The organism is Panacibacter microcysteis (assembly GCF_015831355.1).
Taxonomy (GTDB): Bacteria; Bacteroidota; Bacteroidia; order Chitinophagales; family Chitinophagaceae; genus Panacibacter; species Panacibacter microcysteis.
In genome coordinates this window covers 1,333,869-1,347,741 of record NZ_JADWYR010000002.1, presented here as the reverse complement: position 1 = coordinate 1,347,741, position 13,873 = coordinate 1,333,869, and the positions used below count along the sequence as shown (strand labels likewise).

14 protein-coding genes are annotated in these 13,873 nt (G+C 41.9%); 10 read left to right on the top strand and 4 right to left on the bottom strand.

Annotated features, from left to right (window positions below; genetic code table 11):
* Window positions 1–2 precede the first annotated feature (2 nt).
* From I5907_RS17525 to I5907_RS17510, 4 genes are all read right to left on the bottom strand, one after another.
* On the bottom strand, window positions 3–779 hold the full coding sequence (locus I5907_RS17525; protein WP_196992097.1) for an ABC transporter permease: 777 nt from the start codon (window positions 777–779) through the stop codon (window positions 3–5).
* Between the two features lie 262 nt (window positions 780–1,041).
* A complete protein-coding gene (locus I5907_RS17520) occupies window positions 1,042–2,838 on the bottom strand; it encodes an OmpA family protein (protein ID WP_196992096.1) in 1,797 nt (598 codons plus the stop codon).
* 23 nt (window positions 2,839–2,861) lie between these two features.
* A complete protein-coding gene (locus tag I5907_RS17515) occupies window positions 2,862–3,971 on the bottom strand; it encodes a hypothetical protein (protein WP_196992095.1) in 1,110 nt (369 codons plus the stop codon).
* Window positions 3,972–3,981: 10 nt separating this feature from the next.
* Window positions 3,982–4,650: a hypothetical protein gene (locus tag I5907_RS17510; RefSeq protein ID WP_196992094.1), complete on the bottom strand. Its 669-nt coding sequence runs from the start codon at window positions 4,648–4,650 to the stop codon at window positions 3,982–3,984.
* A 300-nt stretch (window positions 4,651–4,950) separates the two neighbouring features.
* Between I5907_RS17510 and I5907_RS17505 the strand changes: the two genes are divergently transcribed.
* From I5907_RS17505 to I5907_RS17460, 10 genes are all read left to right on the top strand, one after another.
* Window positions 4,951–5,775, top strand: coding sequence for a purine-nucleoside phosphorylase (locus tag I5907_RS17505; protein WP_196992093.1), 825 nt, complete (start codon window positions 4,951–4,953; stop codon window positions 5,773–5,775).
* Between the two features lie 59 nt (window positions 5,776–5,834).
* Window positions 5,835–7,856 (top strand): putative porin, encoded by a 2,022-nt coding sequence (locus I5907_RS17500; protein WP_196992092.1) that lies wholly within the window; start codon window positions 5,835–5,837, stop codon window positions 7,854–7,856.
* Between the two features lie 72 nt (window positions 7,857–7,928).
* A complete protein-coding gene (locus tag I5907_RS17495; protein ID WP_196992091.1) occupies window positions 7,929–8,309 on the top strand; it encodes an HYC_CC_PP family protein in 381 nt (126 codons plus the stop codon).
* Between the two features lie 203 nt (window positions 8,310–8,512).
* On the top strand, window positions 8,513–8,986 hold the full coding sequence (locus I5907_RS17490) for a heavy-metal-associated domain-containing protein (protein ID WP_196992090.1): 474 nt from the start codon (window positions 8,513–8,515) through the stop codon (window positions 8,984–8,986).
* A gap of 53 nt (window positions 8,987–9,039) precedes the next feature.
* Window positions 9,040–9,585: a heavy-metal-associated domain-containing protein gene (locus tag I5907_RS17485; RefSeq protein WP_196992089.1), complete on the top strand. Its 546-nt coding sequence runs from the start codon at window positions 9,040–9,042 to the stop codon at window positions 9,583–9,585.
* Between the two features lie 14 nt (window positions 9,586–9,599).
* Window positions 9,600–10,070 carry a TlpA family protein disulfide reductase gene (locus tag I5907_RS17480; RefSeq protein ID WP_196992088.1) on the top strand — a complete coding sequence of 157 codons (471 nt, stop codon included), beginning with the start codon at window positions 9,600–9,602 and terminating at the stop codon, window positions 10,068–10,070.
* A gap of 15 nt (window positions 10,071–10,085) precedes the next feature.
* Window positions 10,086–10,898, top strand: coding sequence for a hypothetical protein (locus I5907_RS17475; RefSeq protein ID WP_196992087.1), 813 nt, complete (start codon window positions 10,086–10,088; stop codon window positions 10,896–10,898).
* On the top strand, window positions 10,898–11,464 hold the full coding sequence (locus tag I5907_RS17470) for a helix-turn-helix domain-containing protein (RefSeq protein WP_196992086.1): 567 nt from the start codon (window positions 10,898–10,900) through the stop codon (window positions 11,462–11,464). Before I5907_RS17475 ends, I5907_RS17470 begins: the two co-directional genes overlap by 1 nt.
* 76 nt (window positions 11,465–11,540) lie before the next feature.
* The gene (locus tag I5907_RS17465) at window positions 11,541–12,275 is read left to right on the top strand and encodes a heavy-metal-associated domain-containing protein (protein ID WP_196992085.1); all 735 of its coding nucleotides are present in this window, start codon (window positions 11,541–11,543) and stop codon (window positions 12,273–12,275) included.
* Window positions 12,276–12,465: 190 nt separating this feature from the next.
* Window positions 12,466–13,812, top strand: a complete 1,347-nt coding sequence (locus tag I5907_RS17460) for a hypothetical protein (RefSeq protein WP_196992084.1) — start codon at window positions 12,466–12,468, stop codon at window positions 13,810–13,812.
* The last annotated feature ends 61 nt before the right edge of the window (window positions 13,813–13,873 follow it).

Below are 13,873 nucleotides of genomic sequence, written 5' to 3'. Positions count from 1 at the left end.
TTTTAGAATGTTGAGTAGCGGAATAAAGATTTTCTTGTTATGTTTAAAACCCAATCGAGGCCTAACCCGAGGAAAAGTATTACCAACTGCAATGCTACTATACGGCCATGATTCATAAACTTATCGCTGTTTTTAATGAGTACGCCGAGACCGCCGGCTGCCACCAGTATAGATTCTACGGTTACCAGCATCATCCAGATAATAGAAAGATTTTGGCGCAATACATCAATCACATAGTCAAGACGACCTTTGATAACCACTTCCCATAAGATTTCCCAGCGTGTACATTTTAGAGATCTGGCATGGTCTATTTCTTCTGAAGGAATATCCTTTAAGACTGCAAGAAGGGACGTGATAAAATAAAGGCTCATAAATATTACCAAAACACTTACCTGCATGGATCGTGCATTGCTAACGAGTATGGTAAGATAAAAAGTTATACCTGTAAGTGGAAGATACCTCACTTTACTTAGTGTAACAGCCAAAGGTTTTAACGCCGGCAATGGGGAGAGATAAACAATGGTTAGCGATACCACCAACGAGATAAGTGTAGCCTGTAAACAAAGCCCGAGCGAACTGGCTATGTGTACAACAAGCCCTTCGTTATAGAGAGATGCAAAACCGTTTAATACCTGGCCTGGCGATGGGAAAAGATGTTTTTGCCCCAACGAAGCGATAACCCAATAGCCCATTACTAAAACAAGCCATATGCCGGCCAACACGAGGCGCTGATTTTTTTTTACAGGTTCAAACGGTTTGAAAAATTTCGCGATGCTCATTATAATTTGGTTGATTTTGATCACGGGCGTACCCTGGAAGTTGTAGCTGGCAGGACTTGTAATATCGTTTGCTGATTTGATTGCAACGGCTGCTGTTGATGATATGTATAATGCAGGCACCTTGTTCCTTATACTAAAAACCGAATTGAAGCGAGTTGAGAATAACTAAGGCAGACTGCATCAATTGCTGAAGCATATTCAACAGTACAAGAGTGCGACGCAACGGAAGCTTAATTAAGATTCCGTTGCCCGGCTCATAAATTTATTTTAAAATAGATACCACAACACGCCTGTTTTTCGCTTTACCAGCAGCCGTTGCATTATCTGCTACCGGCTCATCCTGTCCTTTACCTTCAATTTTCTGGAAGCGAGTAGCTGGTATGCCGCGCTGGATGAGGTAGCTTTTTACGGCTTCAGCCCTGGCCTGCGACAATGAGTAATTATTCTCTTGTGTACCTGTATTATCTGTATGCCCTGTGAGTTCGAGTTTTGAGTCTTCTGCCTGGATAAGGAGATTGTAGATTTGCTCGAGTACGTCTTTACCTTCAGGGCGTAGTGAAGCGCGGCCAACATCAAAATTTATCTGCCATTCGCCTGAAGCAACCACGTTTGTAGCCTTTTCGCTATAGTCTGCCGTGTATGCCTTACCTGCATCAATGTTCTCTACCTGGTTTAAGAACGAAACATTTACAGCCTCCTCATAAGGAACGATTCGTTTCACATTCTGGTTAAAGCCTGCAGGGTTAAGATTTTTAAGATAACTGCTTACCTGGTCGTAAACCGCTTTGTAACGATTGGTTCCGTCAGTTATGCCAAAGTACTGCTTTGCATCGGAAAGGTTGAAAACCCTTGAACCACCCATGTTGTAAGAGATGCCATTTTTTTCGCCTTTTTGTCCTTTGAACATGTTATACCAGTAGTCTGCATTTTCCATATTGAAGGTAGAGGCAACATTTTCTGCAGCCTTCTTTCTCCAGTCATCGTACTGTTTCATTTGATTGCAGGCGGTGTACGTAGCCTTCAAAATGTTTTGTACAACGTCTTTATTTTTGTCTGCCCATTGTTTTAAAACAATAACTGCGGTTGCCATCTGGTTGTTGAATTCTCTTGTAGAAATAATATCTGTAACACCACCTAATTCATCAAAAACCATTTTATCTCCCGGCGTCCAGGTTGCGCAACCATCGACTTTCTTATTGATGGTTTTACCGGTAAGTTTTCCAGCTTTTACTTCTTTAAGACTAACAGTGTATCCTTCCTTCTGCGATTTGATCAGATCTTTTGAAGCTTCTATGTAGTCGTCGTTTGCTGCGGCTACAAAGTTTACCGCTTCTGCATCGTAAGTTGATGGATCAGGATTTACTTTGATATTGTTGGCAGAAGCGTAGTTTACAGCGGTAACCCAATCACCATCTCCAATTACAGTTGATATAAGTGCACCCTTCATGGACTGAGGGTTCATTTTCCAGCTTGGGGGGCCAATTAGTTTATCTTCTCCATAACTTAAACCTACTACACCTACCACCTGCAACTGGTATTTTCCCGCACCGTATTTATCATCTATCGCCTGCTGTGCGGAACTGATGTAGAAAGGCACGCCGTCGCCCATGATCATTATTCCTGCTACTCCTTCTTTAGGATTGTTGTTACCCTGATCAAATTCTTCAATGAATTTCATTTGCAGGTTGCGTAGTTCAGAAAGCCAGTCCTGGCGAATGATTTCGAGGTTTACTCCATTTTTCTCCATTAAGGAGCCTTTGGTGGTCTTTGCTCCACCATTTGCAACGATAATTCCGGATTGTGCATTCCATGCGTAACCTGCAATTTTTACCACCGGTTTTGAAGAAACCTCTGTTGACAGTGCTGGTTCCGGGAGCGGCAATTCGGCTGACGTTACAACATTATTTATATCTTTCTCAGACAAGTCAAGTTTTTCGAGTTGCTTTGATTCGTCGATACGAAGCCCTGGCGCGAAGTAATAAACTGCTCCTCCTACAGCTCCGGCGATTATTAGAACAATAAGGGCTTTTGAAAAAAATGTGAGTTTAGACCATTTCATATTTGTGGATTATAAAAATTAGATTAATTAAAGATGTCTCCAAATCCTTTGCTTTCCAGTTTATCCTGGTCAGTTAGTTTATAATTGGGGTTACTGTATTTTTTTGATTCCGGTAAGGCGTAGTTATCTGTTTTGATCTGATCAGCCAGCTTATCCAATTTAGAATAGAGCTCATCACTGTCAAGGGAATATTCGCTTGTTAATGTATCCAGGTCGAGCAGGTTTTCACTTGTTGTGGCCAGGTCCATAGCGATAGTATTGGTTACTACGTCAAGAGCATATTCCAGTTCCCAGCCTTTTGTAAATAACATGGCAGATTTAGCTTGTTCAGTAGCTTCTCTTGCTGCCTGTGCAAATGCATATTCTTTTTTTAGCATATCAATGCTCACATCGAAGTCTGCAATCTTTATTTCCATTGCAGTATCTACCATATTTAATTTACGGTCCAGTTTACCGATTACATGCGCACGGCTGCCATATTTTCTAACAAGTCCGGTACTTTGATTAAGCATGTGGCTAATACGCTGTGCTTCGCTAAGCGTCTTCATCAAACCTGTTTGAAGCTCTACATAATCATCATTTTCTTTTGCTGCCGCACCCATAGCGCGATCCATATCTTCCATTTTGGTCTTAGTATTTTCTGCACGTGATTGTAGCATGAGAACTTTTTCCTGATATTCCTTTGCTTCTTTTTCTGCTTTGGCAGATTCCGCCTCCATGTTGGATTTAATTGCCTTAATCTTTGCTTTTGCTTCTTTAAATTTCATTCTGTTGCCAATCATTTTTTGCTTTTGTTCTTCTAGCTCGCCAAAAGGATCATATTTAATAAGCAGTTTATGAAAAAGACGCGCAAGGTTTTTTAGTGCCTTAATGATTACCGGCAGCATTATGAAAAAAGCAATCACCAGCACCGCAGTAGCAATAGCTCCCAAAGCCTGACCTATCCATGTAAAGACGATTGGTAAAACATATTGATATAAGCCCCATGCGAGTGTTCCGGCTAAAATAAGCCCGAATATAGTAGCAATCCCTTTTTCACCTTTACGCCAGTTTTTCGGGCTTAGTGTGATGTCATTTTTATCAAAATGCTTGAGAATGGGTAACTCAAGTACTTTACTTGATTCAAGAGCCATATTGTATGCTTTAGATAGTTTTTATAAATTTTAGAATGCCTTCCTTGATAGTAGTAAGTTTAGTTACGCTTGCCTGCCTGGCAACATCGTTGGCTACCATCTTATCTCTTACCGACTTTTCTTCGGGAAAATACGCTTCATCAATTTTAGACAATGAACCGCGTTTTTGATTTATATCAGACTCGAGTTGCTGCAATTCATTTCGTAACTGAGAGATTCTTACTGTAGCAGCATCTATTTCGTTGGTTAATTTATTTTTTTCACTACTTTTTTGCTCCTGTAAAGCATTTAATTTTTTTTGTCCCTGCGCTACATACTGGCTGTGGACTTCATTTATTTTGCTGATGTAAAACTCGGCGTCACCGGTTAGCTTTTGCGGCGTAAGTGTTTTATCCAGTGTTTTGGCCATCATAAACGCCATGTTGTATGATTGTTCTGTTACCTGTCCGGTCGCTGCCACAGATTTATAGAATTCATAGAAGTCATAGCCAGGCATATTTATAGATTCGAGCCCGCTTTCATACACGCTGAGCACTTCATCCAGAATCCTCTGCTCAATGCCGGCTGAATGAGACGGTATATTTACCGTAGAGGTATTCGGCGCATTTACGGGAAATGAAAAAGACTCGGCGGCAGGTTTAATATTTGTAGACTCTTCAGGGTAATCTTCGGATTTCACAAATAAACTTTTCCAGTTTTTAAGCATTGTTTTGGTCGAATTTGTTTTAGAAAAGAATCAAGAGCAATCAAATGTAATGTAAATGTTAACATATAGTGAGGCATTTTGCTCACACTTGTCTTAATGCGTTTTTCTGTATTTTATTGTAATAATCAGCTTTTTGTTTTATTCATTTGTTAGTAAGAAATGTAAAATATTACAAAGTCTTACGGTTTTTTCTAAGATTCACTCACGGCTTCGCAGAATGAAGATAAAATCATATCGCTTCGCCTATATTTGCCCACACATAAAATGTATGCTATGGCAACTGGTCTGTTACAGCAGCTTAATGAAACAACTTCCTACATCAAATCTGTGTATAAAGACACACCTGAAGCAGGTATTATTCTTGGCAGCGGTTTGGGTAATTTGGTACAGGAGATCGACATAGAAAAGGAAATACCTTATGAAGATGTGCCGCATTTTCCTGTGAGCACAGTAATTGGCCATAGCGGTAAACTGCTCTTTGGAACATTAAATGGCCGCAAGGTGATGGTAATGGCAGGCCGCTTTCATTTTTATGAGGGTTATACACCGCAGCAGGTAGTTTACCCCGTGCGGGTAATGAAAATGATGGGTGTACACACCTTGTTATTGTCCAATGCTGCCGGGAGTGTAAATCCTGCGTATAAAGTGGGAGATCTTATGATCATAAAAGATCACATCAGTTTTTTTACCGTAAACCCACTGATTGGTAAAAATGAAGAAAGCCTGGGTACACGTTTCCCGGATATGAGTGAACCATACAACAGGGAACTGATTAGCAAAGCGCATGCAATTGGTAAAACATTGGGCTATCATTTTCATGAAGGGGTATACACGGCTGTTACAGGGCCCACCTTTGAAACACGTGCCGAATATATGCTGATAAAAATTGCCGGGGGAGATGTGGTGGGTATGAGCACCGTGCAGGAAGCTATTGCAGCCGTGCATGCGGGTATGAAAGTATTTGCCGTAAGTGTTGTAACAGACATTGGTATAAGAGAAGACGATAATATCATTACCCACGAAGAGGTACTTGCGGCAGCGAAAGACGCAGAACCAAAACTTACCGCACTCTTTAAAGAACTGGCTGCGGTACTATAAAAGCTAATTATATTTTCATTCACAGGTTTACGCTTATTTTGCGCAACTGATTCTAAAAAATGCATAACAGGCTTTCCTTTTATATTATCTGTTTGGTGTTGTGTTGTATGGCCAGCCTGTCTGCATTTGCACAGGATGATGTTCCCGCAAGAAATTTTGACAACCGTGGGCGGCCTGTCGCCAAAAAAGACTCTGCCAATATGAACCTGCAGCACAGGGATGCCAATGCAGATTCCATAACAATCAGTTACCACTATTTCGATTCCACAAAGACCTATAAAATTGACTCTTCCATCAGCGATTTTTACCAGCGCTACCCTGTGTCGTACAATTATACAGACCTGGGTAATTTTGGCAGCGCTGCAAGATCAATGATATTTATGCCCTATATGAAGCCGGGTTTTGACGCCGGTTTTCATGCATTCGATGTATATAAATTCAGGATAGAAGATACCAAACTGTATACTACTACAAGGCCATATACAGAACTTGCCTACCTTCTCGGCAGCAAGGCCGAGCAGATGATAGACCTGATGCACACGCAAAACCGCAATGCCAACCTGAACTTTTCCTTCGGTTTCAGGCTTATCAATGCACCGGGTGCATTTAAAAACCAGAATACCAATCATAACAATATCCGTTTTGCACTTGGCTATACGGGTAAGAGCAAACGGTACAACAATACACTCATCTTTATTACCAACAAAATACAGTCTTCAGAAAACGGCGGCATACAGGTAGACACCGCGTTAAAAAGTGATGGCAGTTTTAGTGACCCGTTCAGTATTCAAACACGCCTGGGTAATGCATCTCAGTTTTCTAGAAACCCCTTTTCTGTAAAGATCACCACCGGCAATGAGTACAAGGAGACAACCATACTATTCCGCCAGCAATATGATTTCGGTCAGAAAGATTCTTTGGTTACTGACTCACTTACATACAGGCTGTTTTACCCGCGCCTACGCTTACAACATACTATCCAGTTCACCCGGGAGAATTACGAGTTTCATGATTATGCACCGGTAGATACGCTGTACAACAAATATTATAACCTTAGCATCAGCAACAACGATACCCTGCTGTACAGGGATCAGTGGGCAAGACTAAACAACGAGTTTGCTGTCGTGTCTTTTCCGGAAAAGAAAAACCAGAACCAGTTTTTAAAGCTTGGTGCAGGGTATGAGATGATTGCAGGAGGGTTTTATCCGTATAAAACAAAATACAACAACGTTTATTTTACGGGTGAATACCGTAACAGAACACGCAACAAAAAGTGGGATCTTGTGTTGAGCGGGCGTCTGTACAGCGCCGGCGCGTATGCGGGCGATTATGACGCATATGGCAGTCTGGAAAGATTGTTAGGCAGTAATAAAGGAAACCTGCTCATCGGTTTTCAAAACGTGAACCGTTCACAGTCGGCTATCTTTTTCAACAGTGTCAGTGCATTTCCGGTATTGACAGGAGGGGAGAACTTCAAAAAAGAAAATGTCTCAAAAGCGTTCGCCTCCATCAACTTTTCGAAACTTAATCTTAGCCTGGTTGGCAACTACTATATCGTAAGTAATTACGTGTACATGACAGACTTTTACAGGGCACAGCAGGAAGCTGCTTTGTTCAATGTATTGCATGTGGGCGCACTCAAAAAAATACAACTGCGTAAGCACTGGTTCTGGTATATTGAAGCGCATTTCCAGCAAACTGCCGGTAACCCGCCCATAAATGTGCCAACTGTGCTAACCCGCCACCGCTTTGCGTTTGAAGGTAATTTCTTTAAAAACTTATATCTGTCCACCGGTTTGGAGGTAAAGTATTATACCGGCTACAATGCAGATAATTATTCTCCTTTTTCAGGCCAGTTTATTTTCCAGGAAAACATCAGTACCAGAGCCAACAGGCCGGAAATAAATGCGTACCTCAACTTTCGTATCAAAAGCTTTAAAGGTTTTATCCGCGGAGAAAACATCAACTCTGTTAATACAGAAGATGGCTTCCGTTTTACACGCAACAATTTTTCTGCCCCTCATTATCCCCAGCGCCCATTCTGGTTCCGCGTAGGTATATGGTGGAACTTTGTAAACTAATATTAGATTTAACAAAAATATGATCGGGCGCATGTTTTAAATGGCCCAACTACTGTAGTTTTGCATTTTCGCATGAATAAGACCGTGGCACTCATATTAGCGTTTATGTATCTCAGCCTTTCATCAGGGCTGGCGGTAAATATCCACTATTGTATGGGTAAGGTGGCAGATGTTCATGTAAATGATTATACCGAAACAACCTGTAAGTGCGGAAAGAAAAGTGCAAAACCTTGTTGCAACAACCAGTTCGAAGTAGTTAAGGTGCAGGATGCACACCAGCTTGCTACTGCAGATTTCAACCTTCAGTCTCCTGCAATAGTGTTGCATAGTTTTCAAAATCTTATGGCATTGCTCACGCTGCCGCAGGTGCAAACCGCTATGGTTGCAGATCATGCACCACCATTATTATCTCCGCCCGATATCTACCTGCAGAATTGCGTTTTCCGAATTTGATAAGCCGTTGGTGCTACAGTTAGTTTTATTGTGAAACCGGCTGTAGTATTGCTATCCGGCGTCCCTTGCGTCGCACTCTTGTACTGTTGAATGTATATGGAGCAGCTACCGCAACTCCTATCTTGTTACGCCGTATACAGCAACATTCCGGCTAAGTCTATTAATCTTTTATCATTCTTTTCTTATCATTTCAAATTCATTGTATGAAAACAAAATATTTCATTCTCTCATTATTGTGCGCAACGTTTTCTTTCGCAACATTTGCTCATTCAGGTACAGATACAATAAAGGTTTCCGGCAACTGCGGCATGTGCAAAAGCCATATAGAAAAAGCCGCAAAAGATGCAGGCGCCACAGAAGCAACCTGGGACAAATCAACCAAATTACTGGTTGTTACTTACGATGAGCATAAGACCAGCAACCTGTCTATACAGAAAAAAATCGCAGCTTCCGGCTATGATACGCAAGATGTAAAAGCATCAGAAAAAGCTTACAACAAACTGGAAAAATGCTGCCAGTATGAAAGGCCGTCCAAAGATGGCGTTAAAGCAGCAGGCTGTTGCAAAGACAAAGATTGCACAAAAGATGGTTGTTGCAAGAGCGATATGAGTTGCTGCAAAAAAGATGTTGCAGCAGGTGATTGTTGCAAAGATGGAAAATGCAGCAACGGCAAATAATTTCTTACCCGCAGGTTTGCGTTTACACGCAGGCCTGCTCTAAATATTTTTATATGAAGCGATTGATGTTTTTATGTGTGTTGTTCTTCACAACCCAACTGGTAAATGCGCAGGTAAAAGAAGCAAATCTTGTTGCCAGTGGTTTAACGTGCTCTATGTGTTCAAAAGCTATTTATGAAGCCCTGAAGAATATAAGTACCGTAGAAAATGTAAAGGCAAACATTAAAGAGTCGAGCTATAACATTGTTTTTAAAAACGGTGCAAATGCCGATCCTGATGCAATAAAGAAGGCCGTTGAAGACGCCGGTTTTTTCGTTGCAAAACTGCAATTGAAAATTAAATTTAATGATGTTACTGTAAAGAATGATGAGCACATTACCGCAGCAGGGCTAAATCTGCATTTTCTAGATATCCGGGAACAGCAATTAAACGGTGAAAAGTTGATTACTGTAGTAGATAAGAATTTTGAACCTGCAAAAGAGTTTAAAAAATATGCGCAGTTCACCAGTATGAAATGCTTAACGACTGGCAAAGCTGAAAGCTGCTGTGCGGATGGAAAAATAGCAGCTGGTGAACGCATTTATCATGTGACCATTTAACTTATATTCATTCAATGAAAAAAGCAGTTTCTGTAATTTGTTTTTTATTGGTTGCAGTGGTGTTGTTTGCACAGGATCCCGAAAAAGGCAGCAAAGCAAAAGAGATCAGTTTGCCCGATGTACAAGGCAACAAGGTAAGCCTTGCTGCTTTACAGGGTAAAGTGGTATTAGTAGACTTTTGGGCAAGCTGGTGCGTGCCTTGCAGAAAGACGATTCCGGCATTGAAAAAATTGTATAATTCGTATAAAGACAAAGGTTTTGAGATCTACGGTATTTCGCTTGATACCGATGCCGTGGATTGGAAAACTGCTGTGCAGCAGGAAAAGATAAACTGGGTACAGGTACTCGATACAAGCGGCGAAACTGCCGGTGCCTGGAATGTGAACTATATTCCACGAACATTTTTAATAGACAGACAGGGTAAGATCATAGCCATCAATCCCACAGAAGAAGAATTACAAAATCAATTACAGAAGCTGCTTTAGCAAAGCAGTATTCCCATGAAATATTTATGGATTATTTTCCTGTTTGCAACCGCCAGGTTGCAGGCGCAGGAACTTTTTGTGTACACGGAGCCGGCCAGTAATATGCCCACCCGTTCTTTGGGCGTGCGCCTCACCAATATGCTTATGGACGAGCGGGGCACTGAAAAATATGAATATCACGTTGTGCCTGAAGCTATGTGGGGCGTGAATAAAAGATTAATGGTGCACGCAAATGCTTTTATCAGCAATGCTGCTAATAATTTAAAAGCAGAAGGTGGAAGCATTTATGCCAAGTACCGTTTCTTAAGTTCAGACGCTGTACACAGCCATTTCCGCATGGCAGGCTATGGAAAGTATAGTTTTAATAACAGCGCAATACACCAGCAGGAAATAGACCTATTTGGTCATAACAGCGGCTGGCAGGCGGGGGTTGTGGCTACGCAGCTAATACATAAAGTCGCAGTGTCTGCCAATGTTTCTTACTTACAGGCTACCGATAACGGAAGCTTAAATAAATTTCCCGTTACAGAAGCCAATAAGGCGGTGAGCTATTCATTATCACTTGGTAAGCTGATGCTGCCAAAAGAATATGTGGATTATAACCAGACAAACATAAATGTTATGGTAGAATTGCTGGGACAAACACTTGGCAATAATAAAGGTTCTTACCTCGATATCGCGCCTTCTTTGCAACTGATCATTAAAAGCCAGGCCCGTATTGATATCGGGTACCGTTACCAGCTAATGAGTTCTATGGCACGGTCTGCTCCCAATGGATTCCTGTTGCGTTTTGAATACCTCATTTTTAATGCTTTTAAAAAACATTAATGGAAATAGCGGTAAAAAATATGGTATGCAGCAGGTGTGTGAAAGTGGTAAACCAGGTGTTAGATACCATGCATATTGCGCATGCGGTTGTTACACTTGGGCACATATCGTTTCAGCAGGAATTGTCAAAGCAGCAATACGATGATCTGAAAACACTACTGGAAGCTGAAGGCTTTGCGCTTGCAGAAAATGAAAAGTCAGTTATAGCCGAGCAGGTAAAGAACCTCGTGATTGACCTGGTGTATAATAAAGAGCTGTCAGATTTCAATTTCAAACTTTCTGCATATCTCTCAGCTGCGCTGCATAAAGATTACAGTATGATCAGCCAGGTGTTTTCTGCGCTGGAGAATACAACCGTTGAGCAGTTTTTTATTTTGCAAAAACTTGAACGCGTAAAAGAAATGCTGGTGTATGACCAGGATTCTTTGAGCAACATAGCCTGGAAAATGGGCTATAGCAGCGTGGCGCATCTTTCTGCGCAATTTAAAAAGATGACGGGCTTTACACCTTCCGGTTTCAAAGCATTGAAGGCGCATAAAAAAGTTTCGATTGACCACCTGAAATAATATAAACAATAGCTGTAATTGTATAACAGTGAGGGCTGTTTGTTGTACAAACTTTGTGTCATTAAAATATTCAGTTATGACACATACTTATAACATTACAGGCATGACATGCAGCGGATGCGTTGCAAAAGTTAAATCAGCCTTATTAATGCTCGGAGACGTAACAGCCGCTGAGGTACAACTAAACACACCGCAGGCCACGATCACTATGCAACGTCACATTGACTTACAAACCCTGCAAAATGCATTGCACAAAGCCGGCAATTATAATATTACCGAAGACTTTTATGCTGGTGCGATGACGCATACAGCGGCAGAGCCTTCAAAAACATGGCTGCAAACATACAAACCATTGTTGCTGGTGTTCGGTTTTATAACAGGCATTGCATTGCTAACTGCATACAACGGAGACAAAATTGTTGGGCATATAGCCATGAACAATTTTATGGCTGGCTTTTTCCTGGTATTTGCATTCTTCAAAATGCTTGACCTGCGTGGCTTTGCAGACAGTTACAGCAGTTATGACCTGCTTGCCCGGCGCTGGCATGGCTATGGATTCATCTATCCGTTTGCAGAGCTTGCCCTTGGTATAGCTTACCTGCTGCACTGGCAACCACTGTACACCAATATTGCTACCATTATTGTAATGGGTTTTAGCAGCATAGGCGTCATTAATAGTGTTGTAAACAAAAGAAAAATTCAATGTGCCTGCCTGGGTGCCGTTTTTAATTTGCCTATGAGCACCATAACAATTATAGAAGACCTGCTGATGGTAGCAATGGCCGTGATGGGCGTGGGAAGTGAATGGTGAAAGGTGAATGATGAATTGAATTTTGTTGATTGATTATGCACAGGAGGGCGTTGATAAATACACGGCGTTGACCGTTTACTGATCGCCGGAGCTGCCATAAAAGAGGAACCCTGAAGTGAGTGACACAACAAGCGATCAGTAAAGTACTGAAGCCGGGTTCATTATAACTAACTTATTTAAATAAACATCTATGAAAAAAACACTTCTGCCGGCATTACTATTTTTTTCAATGCAGGCCTTTGCGCAGCATGATATGCACAAGATGCAACATGATTCAATGCCTGCGAAAGATTCAATGCACATGAACATGCACGAACATGGCCATATGAACATGCCGGGTATGAACCATGCATATTCGTTATCGCTGCCTATGAACAGGAATAGTTCGGGTACAGCATGGAACCCCGATAACACACCGATGTATATGTTAATGAAACATGGCAAAAAAGATATGTGGATGTTTCATGGCAGTGTGTGGCTGCGTTACAATAACCAGGAGCTGACCGATAAGACCAGCCGCAGTGGGGCGAAGTTTGATGCGCCCAACTGGTTTATGGCCATGTACAACAGGCAGGTTGGTTCTAACGGTTTGTTGAATGTTACCGGCATGTTTAGCCTGGATGCACTTACTGTTGGCAATGCAGGCTATCCATTGCTGTTTCAATCAGGTGAATCTTATAATGGAAGGACACTGGTAGACCGCCAACACCCACACGATCTTTTTGCTGCACTGAGCGTTGGATACACACAACGCCTTAGTAAATCTGTTGATGTCTTTGGATACTTTGGTTATCCCGGCGAACCAGCCATCAGTGCACCAACCTTTATGCATCGCATCAGCGCCATGAATGATCCTGATGCACCTTTGAGCCACCACTGGCAGGATGCAACACACATTACGTTTGGCGTTGCCACACTTGGTGTAAGGGTTAATAAACTCAAGCTCGAACTATCCAACTTCACCGGCAGGGAACCAGATGAAAAACGTTATGGTTTCGATAAGATGAAGTTTGACAGCTATAGTTACAGGCTGTCTTATAACCCCGGCAGGGCATGGGCTATACAATTTTCGCAGGCATATCTTGAAAGTCCTGAACTGCTCCACCCTTCAGAAAATATCTGGCGCTATACGGCTTCTGTTCTATATGCCACGCCTGTTAGAAATGATAAATTTTTTACCGGTGCATTTGTATGGGGCATGAATGATGCAGGCAAAACACACAAAGAACATTCGCTTTTACTGGAAGGTACGCAACAGTTGAAAACGCAGGCCGTGTACGGGCGGTACGAGTTTGTGCAAAAGTCTGCGGAAGAGCTTGCACTGGATGATGCGTTTGATCATGATTACCTGTTCAACATCCACAAACTTACACTTGGCACTAACAGGAAGCTTTTTGCGGTGGGTAAAATTGATCTGCTGGCAGGTTTGCAGGTATCAGCAAATTTGCCACCGGCATCCCTGCATTACCTGTATGGACAAACACCATTGGCCGGGCAGGTTTATCTGCAGCTAAGACCATCGCGCAGCAAAATGTAAAATGCATATGGTATAAAAAAGAAAGCACCGCAACCGCGGTGCTTTCTTTTAGCCTGCAGTT

Bases quoted from the DNA above. Each gene is read 5' to 3' on its own strand.
- I5907_RS17525 (WP_196992097.1), bottom strand. From the start codon at position 779: ATGAGCATCGCGAAATTTTTCAAACCGTTTGAACCTGTAAAAAAAAAT.
- I5907_RS17520 (WP_196992096.1), bottom strand. From the start codon at position 2,838: ATGAAATGGTCTAAACTCACATTTTTTTCAAAAGCCCTTATTGTTCTA.
- I5907_RS17515 (WP_196992095.1), bottom strand. From the start codon at position 3,971: ATGGCTCTTGAATCAAGTAAAGTACTTGAGTTACCCATTCTCAAGCAT.
- I5907_RS17505 (WP_196992093.1), top strand. From the start codon at position 4,951: ATGGCAACTGGTCTGTTACAGCAGCTTAATGAAACAACTTCCTACATC.
- I5907_RS17500 (WP_196992092.1), top strand. From the start codon at position 5,835: ATGCATAACAGGCTTTCCTTTTATATTATCTGTTTGGTGTTGTGTTGT.
- I5907_RS17495 (WP_196992091.1), top strand. From the start codon at position 7,929: ATGAATAAGACCGTGGCACTCATATTAGCGTTTATGTATCTCAGCCTT.
- I5907_RS17490 (WP_196992090.1), top strand. From the start codon at position 8,513: ATGAAAACAAAATATTTCATTCTCTCATTATTGTGCGCAACGTTTTCT.
- I5907_RS17485 (WP_196992089.1), top strand. From the start codon at position 9,040: ATGAAGCGATTGATGTTTTTATGTGTGTTGTTCTTCACAACCCAACTG.
- I5907_RS17480 (WP_196992088.1), top strand. From the start codon at position 9,600: ATGAAAAAAGCAGTTTCTGTAATTTGTTTTTTATTGGTTGCAGTGGTG.
- I5907_RS17475 (WP_196992087.1), top strand. From the start codon at position 10,086: ATGAAATATTTATGGATTATTTTCCTGTTTGCAACCGCCAGGTTGCAG.
- I5907_RS17470 (WP_196992086.1), top strand. From the start codon at position 10,898: ATGGAAATAGCGGTAAAAAATATGGTATGCAGCAGGTGTGTGAAAGTG.
- I5907_RS17465 (WP_196992085.1), top strand. From the start codon at position 11,541: ATGACACATACTTATAACATTACAGGCATGACATGCAGCGGATGCGTT.
- I5907_RS17460 (WP_196992084.1), top strand. From the start codon at position 12,466: ATGAAAAAAACACTTCTGCCGGCATTACTATTTTTTTCAATGCAGGCC.